Genomic DNA, 14,462 nt, shown 5'->3' on the forward strand with positions numbered 1-14,462 from the left:
GGCGGCGGAGGCGGCCCGGGTTCGGGCGAGGGTCCGGGCGGCAGCGCGAAATAGAACGGCTTCGGCTTCAGCAGCACCTCCGGCACGCCGAGCCGGTTCAGCAGACCGGGCGCGGGCGGCGGACCGTCGGTGAGATCCGGGCACGGGCTGACGCACGGATCGACCGGCAGCTGCACGCTCGTGCGCTTCGGTATCGCGGGTGGCGGGGGTTGATCGACGGTCACCACCGGATACGGGATCGGCACCTCGAGGGTCTTCGGCACCACCGGCTCGTGCACGGGGACGGGGTCGGTGGCACACGGCCCCGTGCCGGGAACCGTTGCCGCCGAACCTGTCCCGGGTTCGGCGACGGCAGATCCGGGCAGCCCGACCAGCAGTCCGGCACTCAGCAACACCACTGCGGCCGAAGCCGGCACGCGCACACGCATCAGCAACCCCTCGGACCGATCGATTTCCCCTACCCGCGACCTCATCCCGCGGACGGCACCCGCGCCGACCCTACCCGGGAAACGCCCTGGAACGGCGGTTATCGCGCAACCGCGGGTGTGTTCGGCGCGACCTACTCGGTATCCGCCTCGAAACTCAGCACTGTCGAACCGATCCGGATGAGTTCCCCGCCGAACAGCATGGTGCCGCTGTCGACGACCTCGTCGTCGACGTAGATGCCGTTGGCCGAGGCCAGATCCTTGATCAGCATTCCGGCCCGGCTGGGCAGGACGTGCGCGTGATAGCGGCTGACCTTCGGATCGTCGAGGATCAGATCGTTGTCGGTCATGCGGCCGATCTTCAAGCCGCCCTTGGCAATCGGAAAAACCCGGCCGTCCGCCAGCCGCAGCCGTCCGGCGCGGGCGCTGCGCGGGGTTTCGGTGACGGTTTCGGTCATCGCCTTGGCCATTCGCTCGACCTGGGCGATGGCCATCGTATTGAGCGGTTCCTGCCGCAGGACGCGCTTCTCCAGTTCGGCCAGCGCCGGCCCGGGATCGATCCCGAGTTCGTCGGCGAGAACAGCCCGGACCCGGCGGCAGGCCTCCAGCGCGTCGGCCTGGCGGCCGGACAGATACAGCGCGGTGATGAGCTGCACCCACAGCGGTTCCCGCATCGGATGCTCGTTCGTCATCGCCACCAGTTCGCCGACCACCGAAGAGGCGCGGCCGCAGGCGATTTCGGCATCGATGCGGGCGGAGGCGACGAGCAGGCGTTCCTCGTCCATCGCGGTGGCGAAGGTGTCGGCGAAGCGGGTGCCGGACAGATCGTCGAGCGCTCTACCGCTCCACTGTTCCAGTGCCGCACCGTACAGCCGCGACGCGCTCTCGTGGTCGCCCGCCGCGCCGGCCTCGATCGCGGCCTTGTGGGTGGCCTCGAAGCGGCCCAGATCGCATTCGTCGTCGGTGATGTCGAGCCGGTAGCCGGAGGATTCGGTGCGCAGCACCGTTGCCGGGTCGACTCCCGAATTACGCAGCGCCTTACGAATATTGGAGACGAATACCTGCAGACTCGCCTGATAGGAATCCGGCGGCTCCTCGTTCCAGACGATATCGGCCAGCGCCTGTGACGAGACGGCACGCCGCCGGTTCACCGCCAGCGCGGCCAGCAGCGCTCGCGGCTTGGGTCCGCCCACGGGTACGGCCGTTCCGCCGACCGAGAGTTGCACGGGCCCGAGCACGCGGACGTCGAGCCCGGTGGGCGGAATGGATTGGGGGCCGGTCGGATTGCTCACCGGTCCAGCGCCTCGTGTCGTCCGGATTCTCGGCACAGTGTCCATCTGCTCACGGAGAAGATCATCTCGTGCCCTTCCGGCTGGGACAACCCGCCGTCACGGTGGCGGCCGCGAACGCCGAGGGTGCGCCGCCCATCGGACGACGCACCCTCGATCCGTTCCGCTGCGGGAACTACTACTTCGCGCTGACCGACTTGCCGGCCGACCGCAGGTCGTTGCAGGCCTCGATGACCCGCTCGGCCATCGAGGTCTCGGCCTTCTTGAGGTAGCTGCGCGGGTCGTAGGTCTTCTTGTTGCCGACCTCGCCGTCGATCTTCAGCACACCGTCGTAGTTGGTGAACATGTGCGCCGCGATCGGACGGGTGAAGGCGTACTGGGTGTCGGTGTCGACGTTCATCTTCACCACGCCGTACTTCAGCGAGTCGTCGATCTCCGACTTCAGCGAGCCCGAGCCGCCGTGGAAGACGAAGTCGAACGGCTTCGCGCCGTCGCCCAGGCCGAGCTTGGCCGCGGCCACGCGCTGGCCCTCGGCCAGCACCTCGGGCTTGAGCACCACGTTGCCCGGCTTGTAGACGCCGTGCACGTTGCCGAAGGTGGCCGCGAGCAGATACTTGCCGTTCTCACCGGCGCCCAGGGCGTCGATGGTCTTGGCGAAGTCCTCGGACGAGGTGTAGAGCTTCTCGTTGATCTCGGCCTCGACACCGTCCTCTTCACCGCCGACGACACCGATCTCGACCTCGAGAATGATGTTCGCCGCGGCGGCCTGCTTCAGCAGTTCCTTGGCGATCTCGAGGTTCTCGTCGATCGGGATGGCCGAGCCGTCCCACATGTGGGACTGGAACAGCGGGTTCTGCCCGGCCTTGACCCGCTCCTGCGAGATGGCCAGCAGCGGACGGACGAAGCCGTCCAGCTTGTCCTTGGGGCAGTGGTCGGTGTGCAGCGCGATCGTCACGTCGTACTTGGCTGCCACCACATGAGCGAACTCCGCCAGCGCGACCGCACCGGTGACCATGTCCTTCACACCCTGGCCGGAACCGAATTCGGCGCCGCCGGTGGAGAACTGGATGATGCCGTCACTGCCGGCCTCGGCGAACCCGCGGATGGCCGCGTTGATGGTCTCCGAGGAGGTGCAGTTGATCGCGGGGAAGGCGAAGGAGTTCTCTTTGGCCCGACCGAGCATCTCGGCGTAGACCTCCGGAGTCGCGATGGGCACTGAGTGACCTCCGTATGTGTGCTGCGAACAACAATTCTGTCAGCCCATACCCTAAGTTCATGGCCCGTTGTCGCGAAAGGCGGCCCGGGATCGGGAGTGCTTGCGGCGGACTTGCCGGGCCGGGCGCGCACCCACGTCGACCGCCGGGAGCGGTCCGAAACTCGGTTGACCGAAATTCGCCAACGCCTGAGAGGTTCCCGTGAGGTTCGGTGAGATCGCACGGTGACCGGTACTGTGGGGCCCGTGACCACGCTGGCCATCACGAACACTCTCGCCGACGGATTCTCCGTCCACAAGCTGCTCGACCCCATGTATCTGCTGACGGATACCTGGATGTCGAATGCGGTGCTGCCGGCCATCCTGGTCATCGTCTTCATCGAGACAGGGCTGCTGTTCCCGATCCTGCCGGGCGATTCGCTGCTGTTCACCGGCGGCCTGCTCGCGGCGCTCGAACATCCGCCGGTGTCGATCTGGGTGCTCGTTCCGGCGGTGGCGGTGACCGCGATCGCGGGCGATCAGTGCGCCTACTGGATCGGCCGGGCCATCGGGCCGGCGCTGTTCCACAAGGAGGATGGGCGCTTCTTCAAACAGCGCTACATCACCGAGACGCACGCCTTCTTCGAGAAGTACGGTCCGAAGACGATCATCCTGGCGCGCTTCGTGCCGATCGTGCGGACCTTCATGCCGGTACTCGCGGGCGTGTCGAAGATGGATTACCGCAAATTCCTCACGTTCGACATCATCGGTGGCATTCTGTGGGCTGGCGGCATCACGGTCCTCGGGTACTTCCTGGGGAACGTCGGGTTCATTCGCGATCACGTCGAGGCCATCTTCCTGCTGATCGTGTTCGTCTCGATCCTGCCCGCCATCATCTCCGTGGCGAAGAAGCTGCGTAACCACGAGCCGGTGCTCGAGATCGAGGAGCCCACGATGTCCGTACCGACGAACGAACCCACGCACTGACACCATTGCCTGCTACGCCGTTACCCCTTGCACTGGGCGGATTCGATCCGCTGCAGTCCGCCGGGCCGGCACTCGTCTGGACCGTCGTCCTGGTCTTCGTCTTCCTCGAGTGCGCGGTGATCATCGGCCTGTTCCTGCCCGGCGATTCGATGCTGCTGACCGCCGGCATCATCTTCGCCTCACACGAGACCGGGCATACGCAGGTGTGGGCGCTGGTGGTGGCGACCATGCTCGCCGCTATCGCAGGTAACCAGGTGGGGTACGTGATCGGCACGCGCACCGGCCATCGCCTGATCGCCCGTAAGAACGGCAAATACGTCAACGCCGAGAATCTGGCCCGGGTATCGGATCTGCTGCACCGGCACGGGTTCGTGGCGGTTCTCATCGCCCGCTGGATTCCGTGGGTGCGCACGCTGTGCCCGCTGGTCGCCGGGGCAGCCGGGATGGACCACCGCCGCTACACCGTGGCCAGTTCGATCGGCGCGGTGATCTGGGCGCCGATTCTGCTGCTGCTCGGCTACTACACCGGCGGCTATCTGAACAAGGTGTCCTGGCTGATGCCGACCGTGAGCGGCTCGCTGGTCGTGGTGCTGATCATCGGCACGATCATCGGCCTGCGGCAGTACCGCGCGGAGATGTCGCGTCCGGCCGAGGACTTCGATGTCGAACTCGAATCCGACGGCCAGACCTTTGACGGCCAGACCTTTGACGGCCAGAGCTTCGACGCCCAGGGCTTCGACCGGGCGGCTTTCGATTCGGACGCCCTCGACACGCTGCCTCTCGAGATCCGGACCGCCGACTATCCGGACACCGTGCCGCTGCGCACCGTGCGCCCCGAGCGCGCGGCCACCGCGGCGCCCGCGCGCATCGTGTGGACCGATCCCCGGCACTGATCTGCCCTGGGGCCGCCGGCTCCCGCTAGAGTCCGGCGGCCGTCACCACGTGCGCGGCCTCCATCAACATCCAGCCCGACAGCTGCACCGACAGATCTCGTTCCGGTGTCCGCGACGAGGTGACCGAACCACCCGGGGTAGACCGGGCCGCCCCGGCGGTGCCGCCCGGCAGCCGTGCCGGTTCGTTCCAGTCGTGGCCGAACAGCGGATCGCCCTCGACCTCGAGCCGATGGTCCCAGGCGGCGCGGGCCGAGGCCTTCACGATCGCGGCGGCCGAGCGCCGGGCCGAGCGGTGCGCAACCTCGTCTCCGGGCAGCATGACCGCCACCAACGCGAGATAGCGGGCCAGGATCCCGTTGAACAGACCACCGTCCCCGCCGCCCCCGCCGGTGACGACATTCCGTTCCGTCATCCGGTCCTCGACCGCGCGGAGCAATCGCTGCACGCGCTCGAGGTGACGAACGTCTCCGGTTCGGACCGCCAGTTCGGTTTCCAGCCCGAGGACCACGCCCTGGCAGTAGCTGAACGTCGGCCGTTCGATCCGGCCCGAGGGTAGGTGGATGCCGTCGAGGATCAGTCCCGTTTCCGGATCGCGCAGGGTGGCGTCGATCCAGTCGGCGATCTGCGCGGCGCGCTCGTGATGCCCCAGGCGCGCGAGTGCGATGGCGACCGGACCGTTGGCGGGAGCGTTGAAGTAGTCGGAGCCCTTACGCCACGGCACCGCGCCGATCTCCGGCTGCCATCCCGCCATGAGCTGCTGCTCGAGCGCGATCAGCCCGCCGCGCACCTCGGTGATGCCCCGGGTGCGTTCGGCGCGCTCCAAAGCGAGTGCGAGCCAAGCCATATCGTCGTAGTAGTTGTTGGTCCAGCCGGTGATGTTGCGCAGCCGGTGGGCATGCGCGATGGCGGCGATACGTCCGGTGCGGGCCGGGGTGGCCTCCCGGTCGGCGGCATCGATCGCGCAGTCGACGAGATGAGCCTGCCACCAGTAGTTCCAGCTGATGAACAATCGTTCCGCGGTGGTCGCGGGCCAGCCCACCACGCCCAGCTCGGCCCCCGGCAGCAGCCACAGCCGCCGCAGATGCCGGGACACGATGGCCGATTCGGCCGCATCGGCTCGCTGTGCCCAGATATCGGCGCCCGGCTCGGCAGCGGAATCGACTCGTGCGCGCCCCCGCCGCAGATGCGGACGCGGTTGCACGTCGTCGCTCCGCGAATTCATGGGTACATCGTGCCAGTCCGAGCCCCGATTTCGCGCCCGATTTGTTACGCGATCGACTCGTGTCCGCGACGTGCCGAGTCGGCCCGGTACGCGCGGCGTGTCAGCCCGGTTCCACGGCGACGGACGCGCGTTCCATACGTGCTGCGAGAGCGCGACAGCGGTCGCGGAACATGGGCGGCTCCTCGATCACGAAATCGGCGTCGAGGAAGGCGAGATTGAGCACCAGCCATTCGAACGAATCCACCCATGTGGTGATCCGGCAGCGCTGCGGTCCGCGCGACTCGATATCGCAGTCCTGGAATTTCAGGATGTCGGCGACCGCCGTGGCCGCAGCCTCCACGGTGACGACCGCGCGATGCCGCCCGGCGGTGAGTTCGCGCCGGAGGTAGCCCGCGGCCGTCTCGGCCGGTAGCGGGCGCGGCTCGAAAAAGGTTCCGGTAGCGGCGATATCGGCGATCCGATCCAGGCGGAAGGTGCGCCAATCGCCACGATCGCGGTCCCAGGCGAGCAGATACCAGCGCAGATGCTGATACACCTGCCGATACGGTTCGACCCGGCGCCGGGCGAGCCCGCCGGTGCGGGTGCGGTAGTCGAAGACGAGGTGTTCGTGTCCGGCCGCGGCCCTGGCCACCAGCGCCAGCACCGCCGCGTCGACCGCGGGCGCCACGACCGCCGCCGTCTCCACCGTCGCCCGCACCGCGTTCGCCCGGCCCCGCAACCGCTTCGGCAGCAACTGGTCGATCTTGCCGAAGGCGCGCAGGGCAGCGGCGCCGATATCCGACGAGCCCTGGCGCTCCCCCTGGCTGTGCGGTTCCGACGTCGCCGCGAGCATGCCGAGGGCGACGACGGTGGCGATCGCCTCGTCGTCGTCGAAGACCAGCGGCGGGAGGATGCGGCCGGCAGTGAGTTGGTAGAAGCCGCCCGGGCCGGGCTGGGTGGCGACCGGATAGCCGTATTCGCGCAGCCGCTCGACATCGCGGCGCACGGTGCGCGGGCTGGTCTCCAGGCGGGCGGCCAGTTCGGCGCCGGTGTAGCGGCGGCCGGTCTGCAGATAAGCGAGCAGATCGAGCAGGCGGCGAGTGGCGCTCATGACTCCATCCTCCGGCAATTGCGGTCAGAAGCCGGCCACATCTGTCCCTAGCGTCGAGATATGACTTCGATCCGCATTCGCGCAGCGCGTACCAACAACCTGAAAAGTGTGGATATCGATGTGCCGCGGGGCCGGCTGGTGGTGTTCGCCGGGGTGTCCGGTTCGGGCAAATCGTCGCTGGTTTTCGACACCATCGCGGCCGAGGCGGGATATCAGGTCAACGAGACCTACCCGCCGTTCGTGCGCAATCGGCTGCCGCGGTGGACGCGTCCGGAGGTGGACCTGATCGACGGCCTCTCGCCGGTGGTGGTGATCGATCAGAAGCGGCTCGGCGGCAACGCCCGTTCGACGGTCGGCACCATCACCGATGCGTACACCTATCTGCGGCTGTTGTTCTCGCGTATCGGGCAACCGTACGTCGGGGAATCCAATCACTTCTCGTTCAACGATCCGGCCGGAATGTGCCCGGCCTGTTCCGGTCTCGGCGAAACGCTGGTTCCCGATCTGGAGCAGGTGCTCGACCCGGATCTCTCGCTGGAGCAGGGCGCGATCCGATTGCCGGGCTTCGCCGCCGGTCAGTACTGGTACCGCCGCTACGCCGAACTCGGAGCCTTCGATGCGACCGTGCCGCTGCGGGAATGGTCGCCCGCCGAACGCGACGCACTGCTGCACGGCGGGCCCGCCGCCGCGGCCCTGCGGCCGAGTCCGCCGAAGGATTACGAAGGCGTGATCGAGCTGTTCGAGCGGGTGTATCTGCACACCTCCGACAACCTGTCCGAACGCAAACAGGCTGTGCTGCAGCGGTTCACCCACTCGGGACCGTGTCCGGAATGCGACGGGCAACGGTTGAATCCGGCGGCCCGCTCGGCGCGGGTACTCGACCACACCATCGTCGAGATGAGCCGGATGGAGATCGGCGAACTCGCCGAGCTGATCACCGAGGTGCGCGACCCCGAAATGGTTTCGGTGGTGTCCGCGCTGCACGAGCGGCTCCGCGCCCTCGCGCACATCGGCCTCGGTTACCTGTCGCTGTCACGTCCGACGACGACACTGTCCGGCGGAGAATCGCAGCGCATCAAGACCGTTCGCCATCTCGGCAGCAGTCTCACCGAAATGCTCTACGTCTTCGACGAACCCACCGTCGGATTGCATCCGCACGATGTGCGGCCGATGACCGAACTGCTGAAATCGTTGCGGGACAAGGGCAACAGCGTTCTGGTGGTCGAACACGATCCGGATGTGATGCGGGTGGCCGACCATATCGTCGAGGTCGGTCCGGGGGCCGGGGCCGAGGGCGGGCGGATCGTGTTCACGGGCGACTTCGAGCGGTTGGCGACCGTGGACACACCTACCGGGCAGGCGTTGCGGATCCGGCGGACCGGCCGCACCCCGCGGGTGCCGACCGGAAAACTGCGGATCGACAACGCGACTCGCAACAATCTGCGCGACATCTCGGTCGACATCGCGACCGGTGTGCTGACCGTGCTCACCGGCGTCGCGGGTTCGGGTAAATCCAGTCTGGCCGCGGAACTGGTGCAGCGGCATCCGGCCACCGTGGTCGATCAGCGTCCGGTCGGCACCAACCGGCGGTCGACGCCGCTCACCTACGCCGGGATCGCCGGCGCGGTGCGCACCATGTTCGCGAAGCGCAACGGGGTGAGTGCCGCCCTGTTCAGCGCGAATTCCGAGGGAGCCTGCCCGGTGTGCGAGGGCGCCGGTGTGATCTACACCGACCTGGCGTTCATGGACGGTCAGGAAACGGTGTGCTCGGCGTGCGGCGGACGCCGGTTCACCGATCGGGTGCTCGGTTACACCGTCGACGGCCTGACCATCGCCGATATCGACGATCTGACCATCGCCGAGGCGATGCGGCGACTGCCCGCGGTCGCGCGGGGTCTGCGGCATCTCGACGAGGTCGGACTCGGATATCTGCGGCTCGGACAGTCGCTGACCACGCTGTCCGGCGGGGAATGTCAGCGGCTGAAGATCGCCAGGGAACTCGCGCGCGGCGACCGGCACACCCTCTATGTCCTCGACGAGCCGACAACGGGGCTGCACCTGCGCGATATCGATACGCTGATCCAGCTGTTCGACCATCTGATCGACCGGGGCAATACCGTGGTCGTCATCGAACACAATCTCGACGTCGTCCGCGCGGCCGACCGGATTATCGACCTCGGGCCGGGCCCCGGCCGGCACGGCGGCCGGATCATCTTCCAGGGCACTCCGGAAGAACTGCTGCGCTGCCGCGAATCCGCGACGGCCGCGGCACTGCGTGATTCCCGATGATCACCAAGAACGTTCGAGGTCCGCGTGCTGAGTTATCCACGCGTGCATGGCGATTCCGGCGGCGACACCCGCGTTGATACTGCGGGTCGAGCCGAACTGCGCGATCGATACCGTCATGACCGCGGCCCGTTTGGCGGCCTCGGTGACGCCCGGACCCTCCTGACCGAACAGAAGCAGGCAATCACGCGGCAGCGCAGCGGTTTCCAGCGGCACCGAACCCGGCACGTTGTCGACGGCCACCACGGTGAGATTCTCGCGCTCGGCGAACTCCAGCAGTTCGGCGATATCGCTGTGGTGCACGATGTGCTGATACCGGTCGGTCACCATGGCGCCGCGCCGATTCCAGCGCCGTCGTCCGACGATATGGACCGCCGCCGCGGCGAAGGCATTCGCGGTGCGAACCACCGTGCCGATATTGGCGTCGTGCCCGAAATTCTCGATCGCGATGTGGAACGGATGGCGACGGCTATCGATATCGGCGACGATCGCCGCGCGCGACCAGTACCGGTAGGCGTCGACCACGTTGCGCCGGTCGCCGTGCGCGAGCAGTTCCGGGTCCAGACGCGGATCGTCCGGCGGTTCGGTGCCGAATTCGTCGCGCCACGGGCCCACGCCGTGCGGATGCTCGCCCCATTCGGTCGGGCCCGGCACATCGCCGTCCGATGGGTCGGGCAGCGGCTGGAGCGGGTGATTCACGCCGGTCATCGTAGCCGCGCCCGGTACCGTCGGATCCGATGGTGGTGCTGTCCACACCGTCGATTCGCCGGTCTGCTCCCTCGCTGCGCGGATCGGCTCCGACCAGCATGGAAGCTATGACCGAAACACTCGCCGAACCGACGCTCGTACTCGACCGTCCGGACTCGCGCCCGACCGCCGGGTCGGTGCTGCGGGCGATCCTGCGCGCCCCGTTCCAGGCACGCACCTGGAAAGAGCTGGCCTACCTGGTCGTCGCCGCGATTCTGGGCTGTCTGGTGCTGGCCTATCTGTTCGTCGGCTACGGCGTCGGGCTCTACAGTTCGATCCTGATCATCGGCGCTCCGCTGCTGGCCGGGGTGCTGCTGGGCGGCCGGATCTGGGGACGGGTCTACCGGGCCGTGGGTGCCGCGCTACTGTCTGCCGATCTGCCGGCGCCGCCGAATTTCGCCGCCCGGCCGGGACTGGTGGGCTGGTTCCGCAGCGTCTTCACCGATCGCACCGCATGGCGGGCACTGGCCTTCCTGGTCGCCGAGGCGGTCCTCGGGGTGTTCGTCGGATACGTGGTGCTGACCGTGATCGCGGTGACCGTCTTCACCGCGATCTCCCCCGTCCCGTGGGCGGTTTTCCACCCCGTCAACGTGGATCCGCAAGGGCGCGAACATCATTCGATGGCGCAATTCGGTGACTACTACATCGACACTTGGCCGCGCGTACTCGGTCTGGCGGCACTGGGCGTCATCGGCTGCTTCCTGCTGCCGTGGCTCGTGCGCGCGGTGTGCTGGGCGCATCGCGGGCTGATGCTGGTGCTGCTGACACCCACCGCGGGCGATCGGCGGATGGTCGAACTGCAGGAGAGCCGGCGCGTCGCGGTCGAGGATTCCGCGGCGACGCTGCGGCGGCTGGAACGCGATCTGCACGACGGCACCCAGGCACGGCTGGTGAGTATCGCGATGACGCTGGGGCGTGCCGAGGAGCGACTCGCCGCGGGCGCCGACCCGGCCGCGCTGATCGCCGATGCCCGGGCGAGCTCGAAGGACGCCATCGCCGAGCTGCGGGAACTGGTGCGCGGCATCCATCCCCCCGCACTCGAACTGGGACTGGAACCGGCGCTGGAGACGCTGACCGCGCGCTGTGCGATACCGGTCGAACTGCGCGTCCACCTGCCGCAGCGGCCCAGTCCGGCGATCGAGGCGATCGCGTATTTCTCGGTCGCGGAACTGCTCACCAACGTGGTGAAGCATTCGGGGGCGACCGCGGCGTGGGTGTCGGTCGCGCCGGCGGGCGCCGCGACGATGATGGTGAGCGTGCGCGACAACGGTCACGGTGGGGTGCGACAGCCCGGTCCGATGGGTGGTGAATCCGAGGCCGGGGCCGATGCGCCGACCGAGCGGCTGGTCGGCGGTGGTCTGGCCGGTCTCGCCGCACGGGCGCGTTCCGTCGACGGCAACCTGACCGTCGACAGCCCGGTCGGGGGGCCCACCAATATCACCGTCACCCTGCCGATCGCGGGCCCGCAATGAGTACGGCCGAGGCCGGCCGCACCGCCGACGCCCTGCGGATCGTGATCGCCGAGGACAGCGCGATCCTGCGGGACGGTCTGGCCGGCCTGCTCACCGACCGCGGTCACGAGATCGTGGCCATGGTCGGCGACGGGATCCGGCTGAGCGAGATCGTGGCCGAAACCCGTCCCGACGTCGCCGTAGTCGACGTGCGGATGCCGCCCTCGTTCACCGACGAAGGTCTGCTCGCCGCCATCGAACTGCGCCGGAAATTTCCCGCCACCGGAGTGCTCGTATTCTCCCAATGGGTCGAAACCCGTTATGCCACCGAACTTCTCGCCGGCGGTGCGGGCGGTGTCGGCTACCTGCTCAAGGACCGGGTAGCAGACGTCCGCGAATTCGTCGACGCCCTGCAGCGCGTCGCCACCGGCGGTACGGCTCTCGACCCCGAGGTGGTGAGCCAGCTGTTCGGCGCTGCCCGGCAACAGGATTCGCTCGCCCGCCTCACCCCGCGCGAACGCGAAGTCCTGGAGCTGATGGCCCAGGGCCTCACCAACGCCTCCATCGCCACCACCCTCACCGTGACCGAACGCGCGGTGGAAAAACACATCGGCAACATCTTCCTGAAGTTGGATCTGCCCCCGTCGGACACCCACCACCGCCGGGTCATGGCCGTGCTGCGCCTGCGGGGATAGCGCGCGCCCGCGCGGATAGCGCGTCGACAGCGGCTCGCCGCTGGACTGCCTGGGGTTGTCGGTCACCTGTGGAACACTGAGTGGACCAGGGCATACGAGAGGAGGTGAGCACGTGGTTATGCATTGGCCCGATCGTCTACTGACGATGGCGGACTGGGAGGCGCTGCCGGAGGACAACAGCCGTAGCTACGAGCTCGTGGAGGGGGTACTCATCGTGTCACCGAGGCCGGTGTCGAAGCACCAACGAGCGATGTGGCGCCTTGCGGCCCAACTGGAGCCACAACTGCCGCCGACGCTCGGTGTCCTGACCGAGACCGAGGTTGTCATCGACCCGGTAGCTCCCCCGACTGTCCGAGTTCCCGATCTCATCGTCGTCCCCGACGCTGGAATCGAGACCAACCCGCGTTGGAATGCGGACGAGGTCTTGCTGGCGGTAGAGATTCTCTCCCCCGGGTCGCGGCGCACCGACCGGGTCGCCAAGTTCGCCGAATACGCCGAGGCCGGAATCGAGCACTATTGGCTCGTCGACCTCGACGCCCCGACAACATTGACCGGATATCGGTTGGTCGGCGACTACTACGAATTGATTGCCGACAATCAATCGACGGTTCGGATCGACTTGTCCGGCACTCCCGTCACAATCGATCTGACCGCGCTGACCGGATCACGGTCCGAATAGCCGGTCCCCGGCGGCGAAGGGCCTGGCTGCGGCTGGCGAAGTCGGGCGATCGGCGGGGACCACCGTCTCGGCCGGTTGGCCGAAACGTGTCTGTCCGTTATGTGCTATCCGGGCGGGGTGGGAGGGGTGGGGCTTATTCTTGAGGTATCCGCGGGGTGGTGGAGGCGGTTATGGACCACGTACGCATTCTTCGGACCGTGCTCGGGGTGACGGTCGGGTATGTGATCGTGCTCGGGGTCTGGCTGGGGTGGGTGCATCAGCACACGCCGCCGGGGACCGAGCCGTATCAGATCATGGCGATGGTGGGGGCGTTCGGATCGTGTGTGGGGATCGGAATGTTGCTGGCGCAGCGGCCGTCGCGGTCGGATCGGCGGTTGTTGCGGCACGGGCTGGAGGGGTGGGCGACCATCGAGGGGGTGCATCCGCTGCAGTACACCGATCACCACACGGAACTGACCGAACTCGATCTGGAGCTGACCGTTCCCGGTTCGGAAACCTATCGGGGCACGGTCGTTTTCGACGTCGCACCGATCGACCGGCCGAGAATGCATGTGGGTGAGACGATTTCGATCCGAGTGGATCCGGCCGACCGCGATCGGATCATGCTCTGCCTGTGAGCAGCCGCCCGCGCGGTCGCGCGATGGCGGTGGGTTCAGTCGAAGTGGGTCGGCGCCGTCAGCAGATACTGCGCACCGGCATAGGTCGCGAGGATGACGGCCTCGCTCGCGCGGCGCGACCGTGTCGTCCGAGCGAAGAGGCGACGCAGCACGATCATGCCGTCGGAGAGTGTGAACAACAGCGCACCCAGAGCCAGGCGGCTGCGCGGGTCGCTTTCCGGAACCACGGTCCCCGCAACGACTTTCGCGCCGGGAGCCAGGGCCGGATCGGAGGCGAGAGTCGCCGCCGTGCCCAGTGTCGCACCGTAGGCGGTCAGCGGCGCGGCGATGCGGGGCGCGCGCGCCCGCAACAGCATGGCGGCGCCCAGCCACGCGAAAACCCGGGGCGCCGCGACCATCGGCTGCGGCCGCGCACCGCGCCGCCACCACAGCGCCGAGTATCCGCACTGCATGACCGCGAAGGCCGAAGCGCCCGCGACCAGACGGCGGTCGTCGTCGGGATCTATCAGGAGTACGTCGCCGACGGTGGCCGCCGCCAGCGACCCGAGCAGAAGAGCCCGATCGGACTGCGGCGATCCCCGGTCACCCGTCGGGCGAGCAGGCTCGGCATCGCCATGGCCGGCCGCCTCGGAGGCATGCTCGCCCCCTCGCCGGTCCGCCTCACCAGCGGAGATTTCACCAGCGCTCGACGCGCGGCCGGCCTGGATCGCATCGGCCGCCAGCAGGGGCATGAGCAGCGGCTTCGTCGCCCACTGCCACCGGTCCCGCCCGGTGGCCGCGCCGAGGACGGTGATCAGCGCGGCACCCACGTACGCAGCACGGAACGGTCGCGCCATTCGGAATCTCCTCATCAATCCACGACGACGGTGGACCGGTGCGACGGTCGCGG

The 14,462-nt window shown here is 67.9% G+C and carries 12 protein-coding genes and 2 pseudogenes; 7 read left to right on the forward strand and 7 right to left on the reverse strand.

All coding sequences use genetic code 11. The annotated features are described in order from the left end of the window. The 3 genes and pseudogenes from NN2_RS27815 to fbaA all read right to left on the reverse strand — a co-directional run. Positions 1 to 428, reverse strand: a pseudogene (locus tag NN2_RS27815) (DUF4185 domain-containing protein); the annotation flags it as partial. Between the two features lie 131 nt (positions 429 to 559). Then, positions 560 to 1,717, reverse strand: a complete 1,158-nt coding sequence (locus NN2_RS27820; RefSeq protein ID WP_245658893.1) for a BTAD domain-containing putative transcriptional regulator — start codon at positions 1,715 to 1,717, stop codon at positions 560 to 562. A gap of 175 nt (positions 1,718 to 1,892) precedes the next feature. Beyond that, complete coding sequence (fbaA, locus tag NN2_RS27825) at positions 1,893 to 2,930, reverse strand: class II fructose-bisphosphate aldolase (protein WP_030516652.1); 1,038 nt, start codon at positions 2,928 to 2,930, stop codon at positions 1,893 to 1,895. Positions 2,931 to 3,239: 309 nt separating this feature from the next. Between fbaA and NN2_RS27830 the strand changes: the two genes are divergently transcribed. Both NN2_RS27830 and NN2_RS27835 read left to right on the forward strand, forming a co-directional pair. Then, the gene (locus NN2_RS27830; protein WP_051756587.1) at positions 3,240 to 3,893 is read left to right on the forward strand and encodes a DedA family protein; all 654 of its coding nucleotides are present in this window, start codon (positions 3,240 to 3,242) and stop codon (positions 3,891 to 3,893) included. Continuing rightward, positions 3,890 to 4,561, forward strand: a pseudogene (locus NN2_RS27835) (DedA family protein); the annotation flags it as partial. The gene NN2_RS27830 and the pseudogene NN2_RS27835, both read left to right, overlap by 4 nt. Positions 4,562 to 4,811: 250 nt before the next feature. On the opposite strand, the gene NN2_RS27840 reads toward NN2_RS27835, so the two are convergent. Further along, on the reverse strand, positions 4,812 to 6,008 hold the full coding sequence (locus NN2_RS27840; RefSeq protein ID WP_082857323.1) for a glycoside hydrolase family 76 protein: 1,197 nt from the start codon (positions 6,006 to 6,008) through the stop codon (positions 4,812 to 4,814). A gap of 100 nt (positions 6,009 to 6,108) precedes the next feature. After that, positions 6,109 to 7,098 (reverse strand): helix-turn-helix transcriptional regulator, encoded by a 990-nt coding sequence (locus NN2_RS27845; protein WP_063017308.1) that lies wholly within the window; start codon positions 7,096 to 7,098, stop codon positions 6,109 to 6,111. Positions 7,099 to 7,158: 60 nt separating this feature from the next. Between NN2_RS27845 and NN2_RS27850 the strand changes: the two genes are divergently transcribed. Beyond that, entirely contained in the window at positions 7,159 to 9,387 is a 2,229-nt protein-coding gene (locus NN2_RS27850) for an ATP-binding cassette domain-containing protein (protein WP_063017310.1), read from the forward strand. On the opposite strand, the gene NN2_RS27855 is transcribed toward NN2_RS27850, so the two are convergent. Then, positions 9,388 to 10,092, reverse strand: coding sequence for a TrmH family RNA methyltransferase (locus tag NN2_RS27855; protein ID WP_063017312.1), 705 nt, complete (start codon positions 10,090 to 10,092; stop codon positions 9,388 to 9,390). It abuts the gene before it with no gap. A 107-nt stretch (positions 10,093 to 10,199) separates the two neighbouring features. Between NN2_RS27855 and NN2_RS27860 the strand changes: the two genes are divergently transcribed. The 4 genes from NN2_RS27860 (at position 10,200) to NN2_RS27875 (ending at position 13,573) form a co-directional block, all read left to right on the forward strand. Continuing rightward, positions 10,200 to 11,603 (forward strand): sensor histidine kinase, encoded by a 1,404-nt coding sequence (locus NN2_RS27860; protein WP_245658894.1) that lies wholly within the window; start codon positions 10,200 to 10,202, stop codon positions 11,601 to 11,603. Further along, positions 11,600 to 12,277, forward strand: a complete 678-nt coding sequence (locus NN2_RS27865) for a LuxR C-terminal-related transcriptional regulator (RefSeq protein ID WP_174555025.1) — start codon at positions 11,600 to 11,602, stop codon at positions 12,275 to 12,277. Before NN2_RS27860 ends, NN2_RS27865 begins: the two co-directional genes overlap by 4 nt. Positions 12,278 to 12,395: 118 nt before the next feature. Continuing rightward, positions 12,396 to 12,956: a Uma2 family endonuclease gene (locus tag NN2_RS27870; protein ID WP_063017314.1), complete on the forward strand. Its 561-nt coding sequence runs from the start codon at positions 12,396 to 12,398 to the stop codon at positions 12,954 to 12,956. Positions 12,957 to 13,126: 170 nt separating this feature from the next. Beyond that, complete coding sequence (locus tag NN2_RS27875; RefSeq protein ID WP_063017316.1) at positions 13,127 to 13,573, forward strand: hypothetical protein; 447 nt, start codon at positions 13,127 to 13,129, stop codon at positions 13,571 to 13,573. A gap of 35 nt (positions 13,574 to 13,608) precedes the next feature. Here NN2_RS27875 and NN2_RS27880 read toward each other — a convergent pair whose 3' ends face one another. Beyond that, positions 13,609 to 14,409 carry a lysoplasmalogenase family protein gene (locus NN2_RS27880; RefSeq protein WP_082857324.1) on the reverse strand — a complete coding sequence of 267 codons (801 nt, stop codon included), beginning with the start codon at positions 14,407 to 14,409 and terminating at the stop codon, positions 13,609 to 13,611. Between the last annotated feature and the right edge of the window lie 53 nt (positions 14,410 to 14,462).

It is taken from the genome of Nocardia nova NBRC 15556, from assembly GCF_001613005.1.
Classification (GTDB): domain Bacteria; phylum Actinomycetota; class Actinomycetes; order Mycobacteriales; family Mycobacteriaceae; genus Nocardia; species Nocardia nova.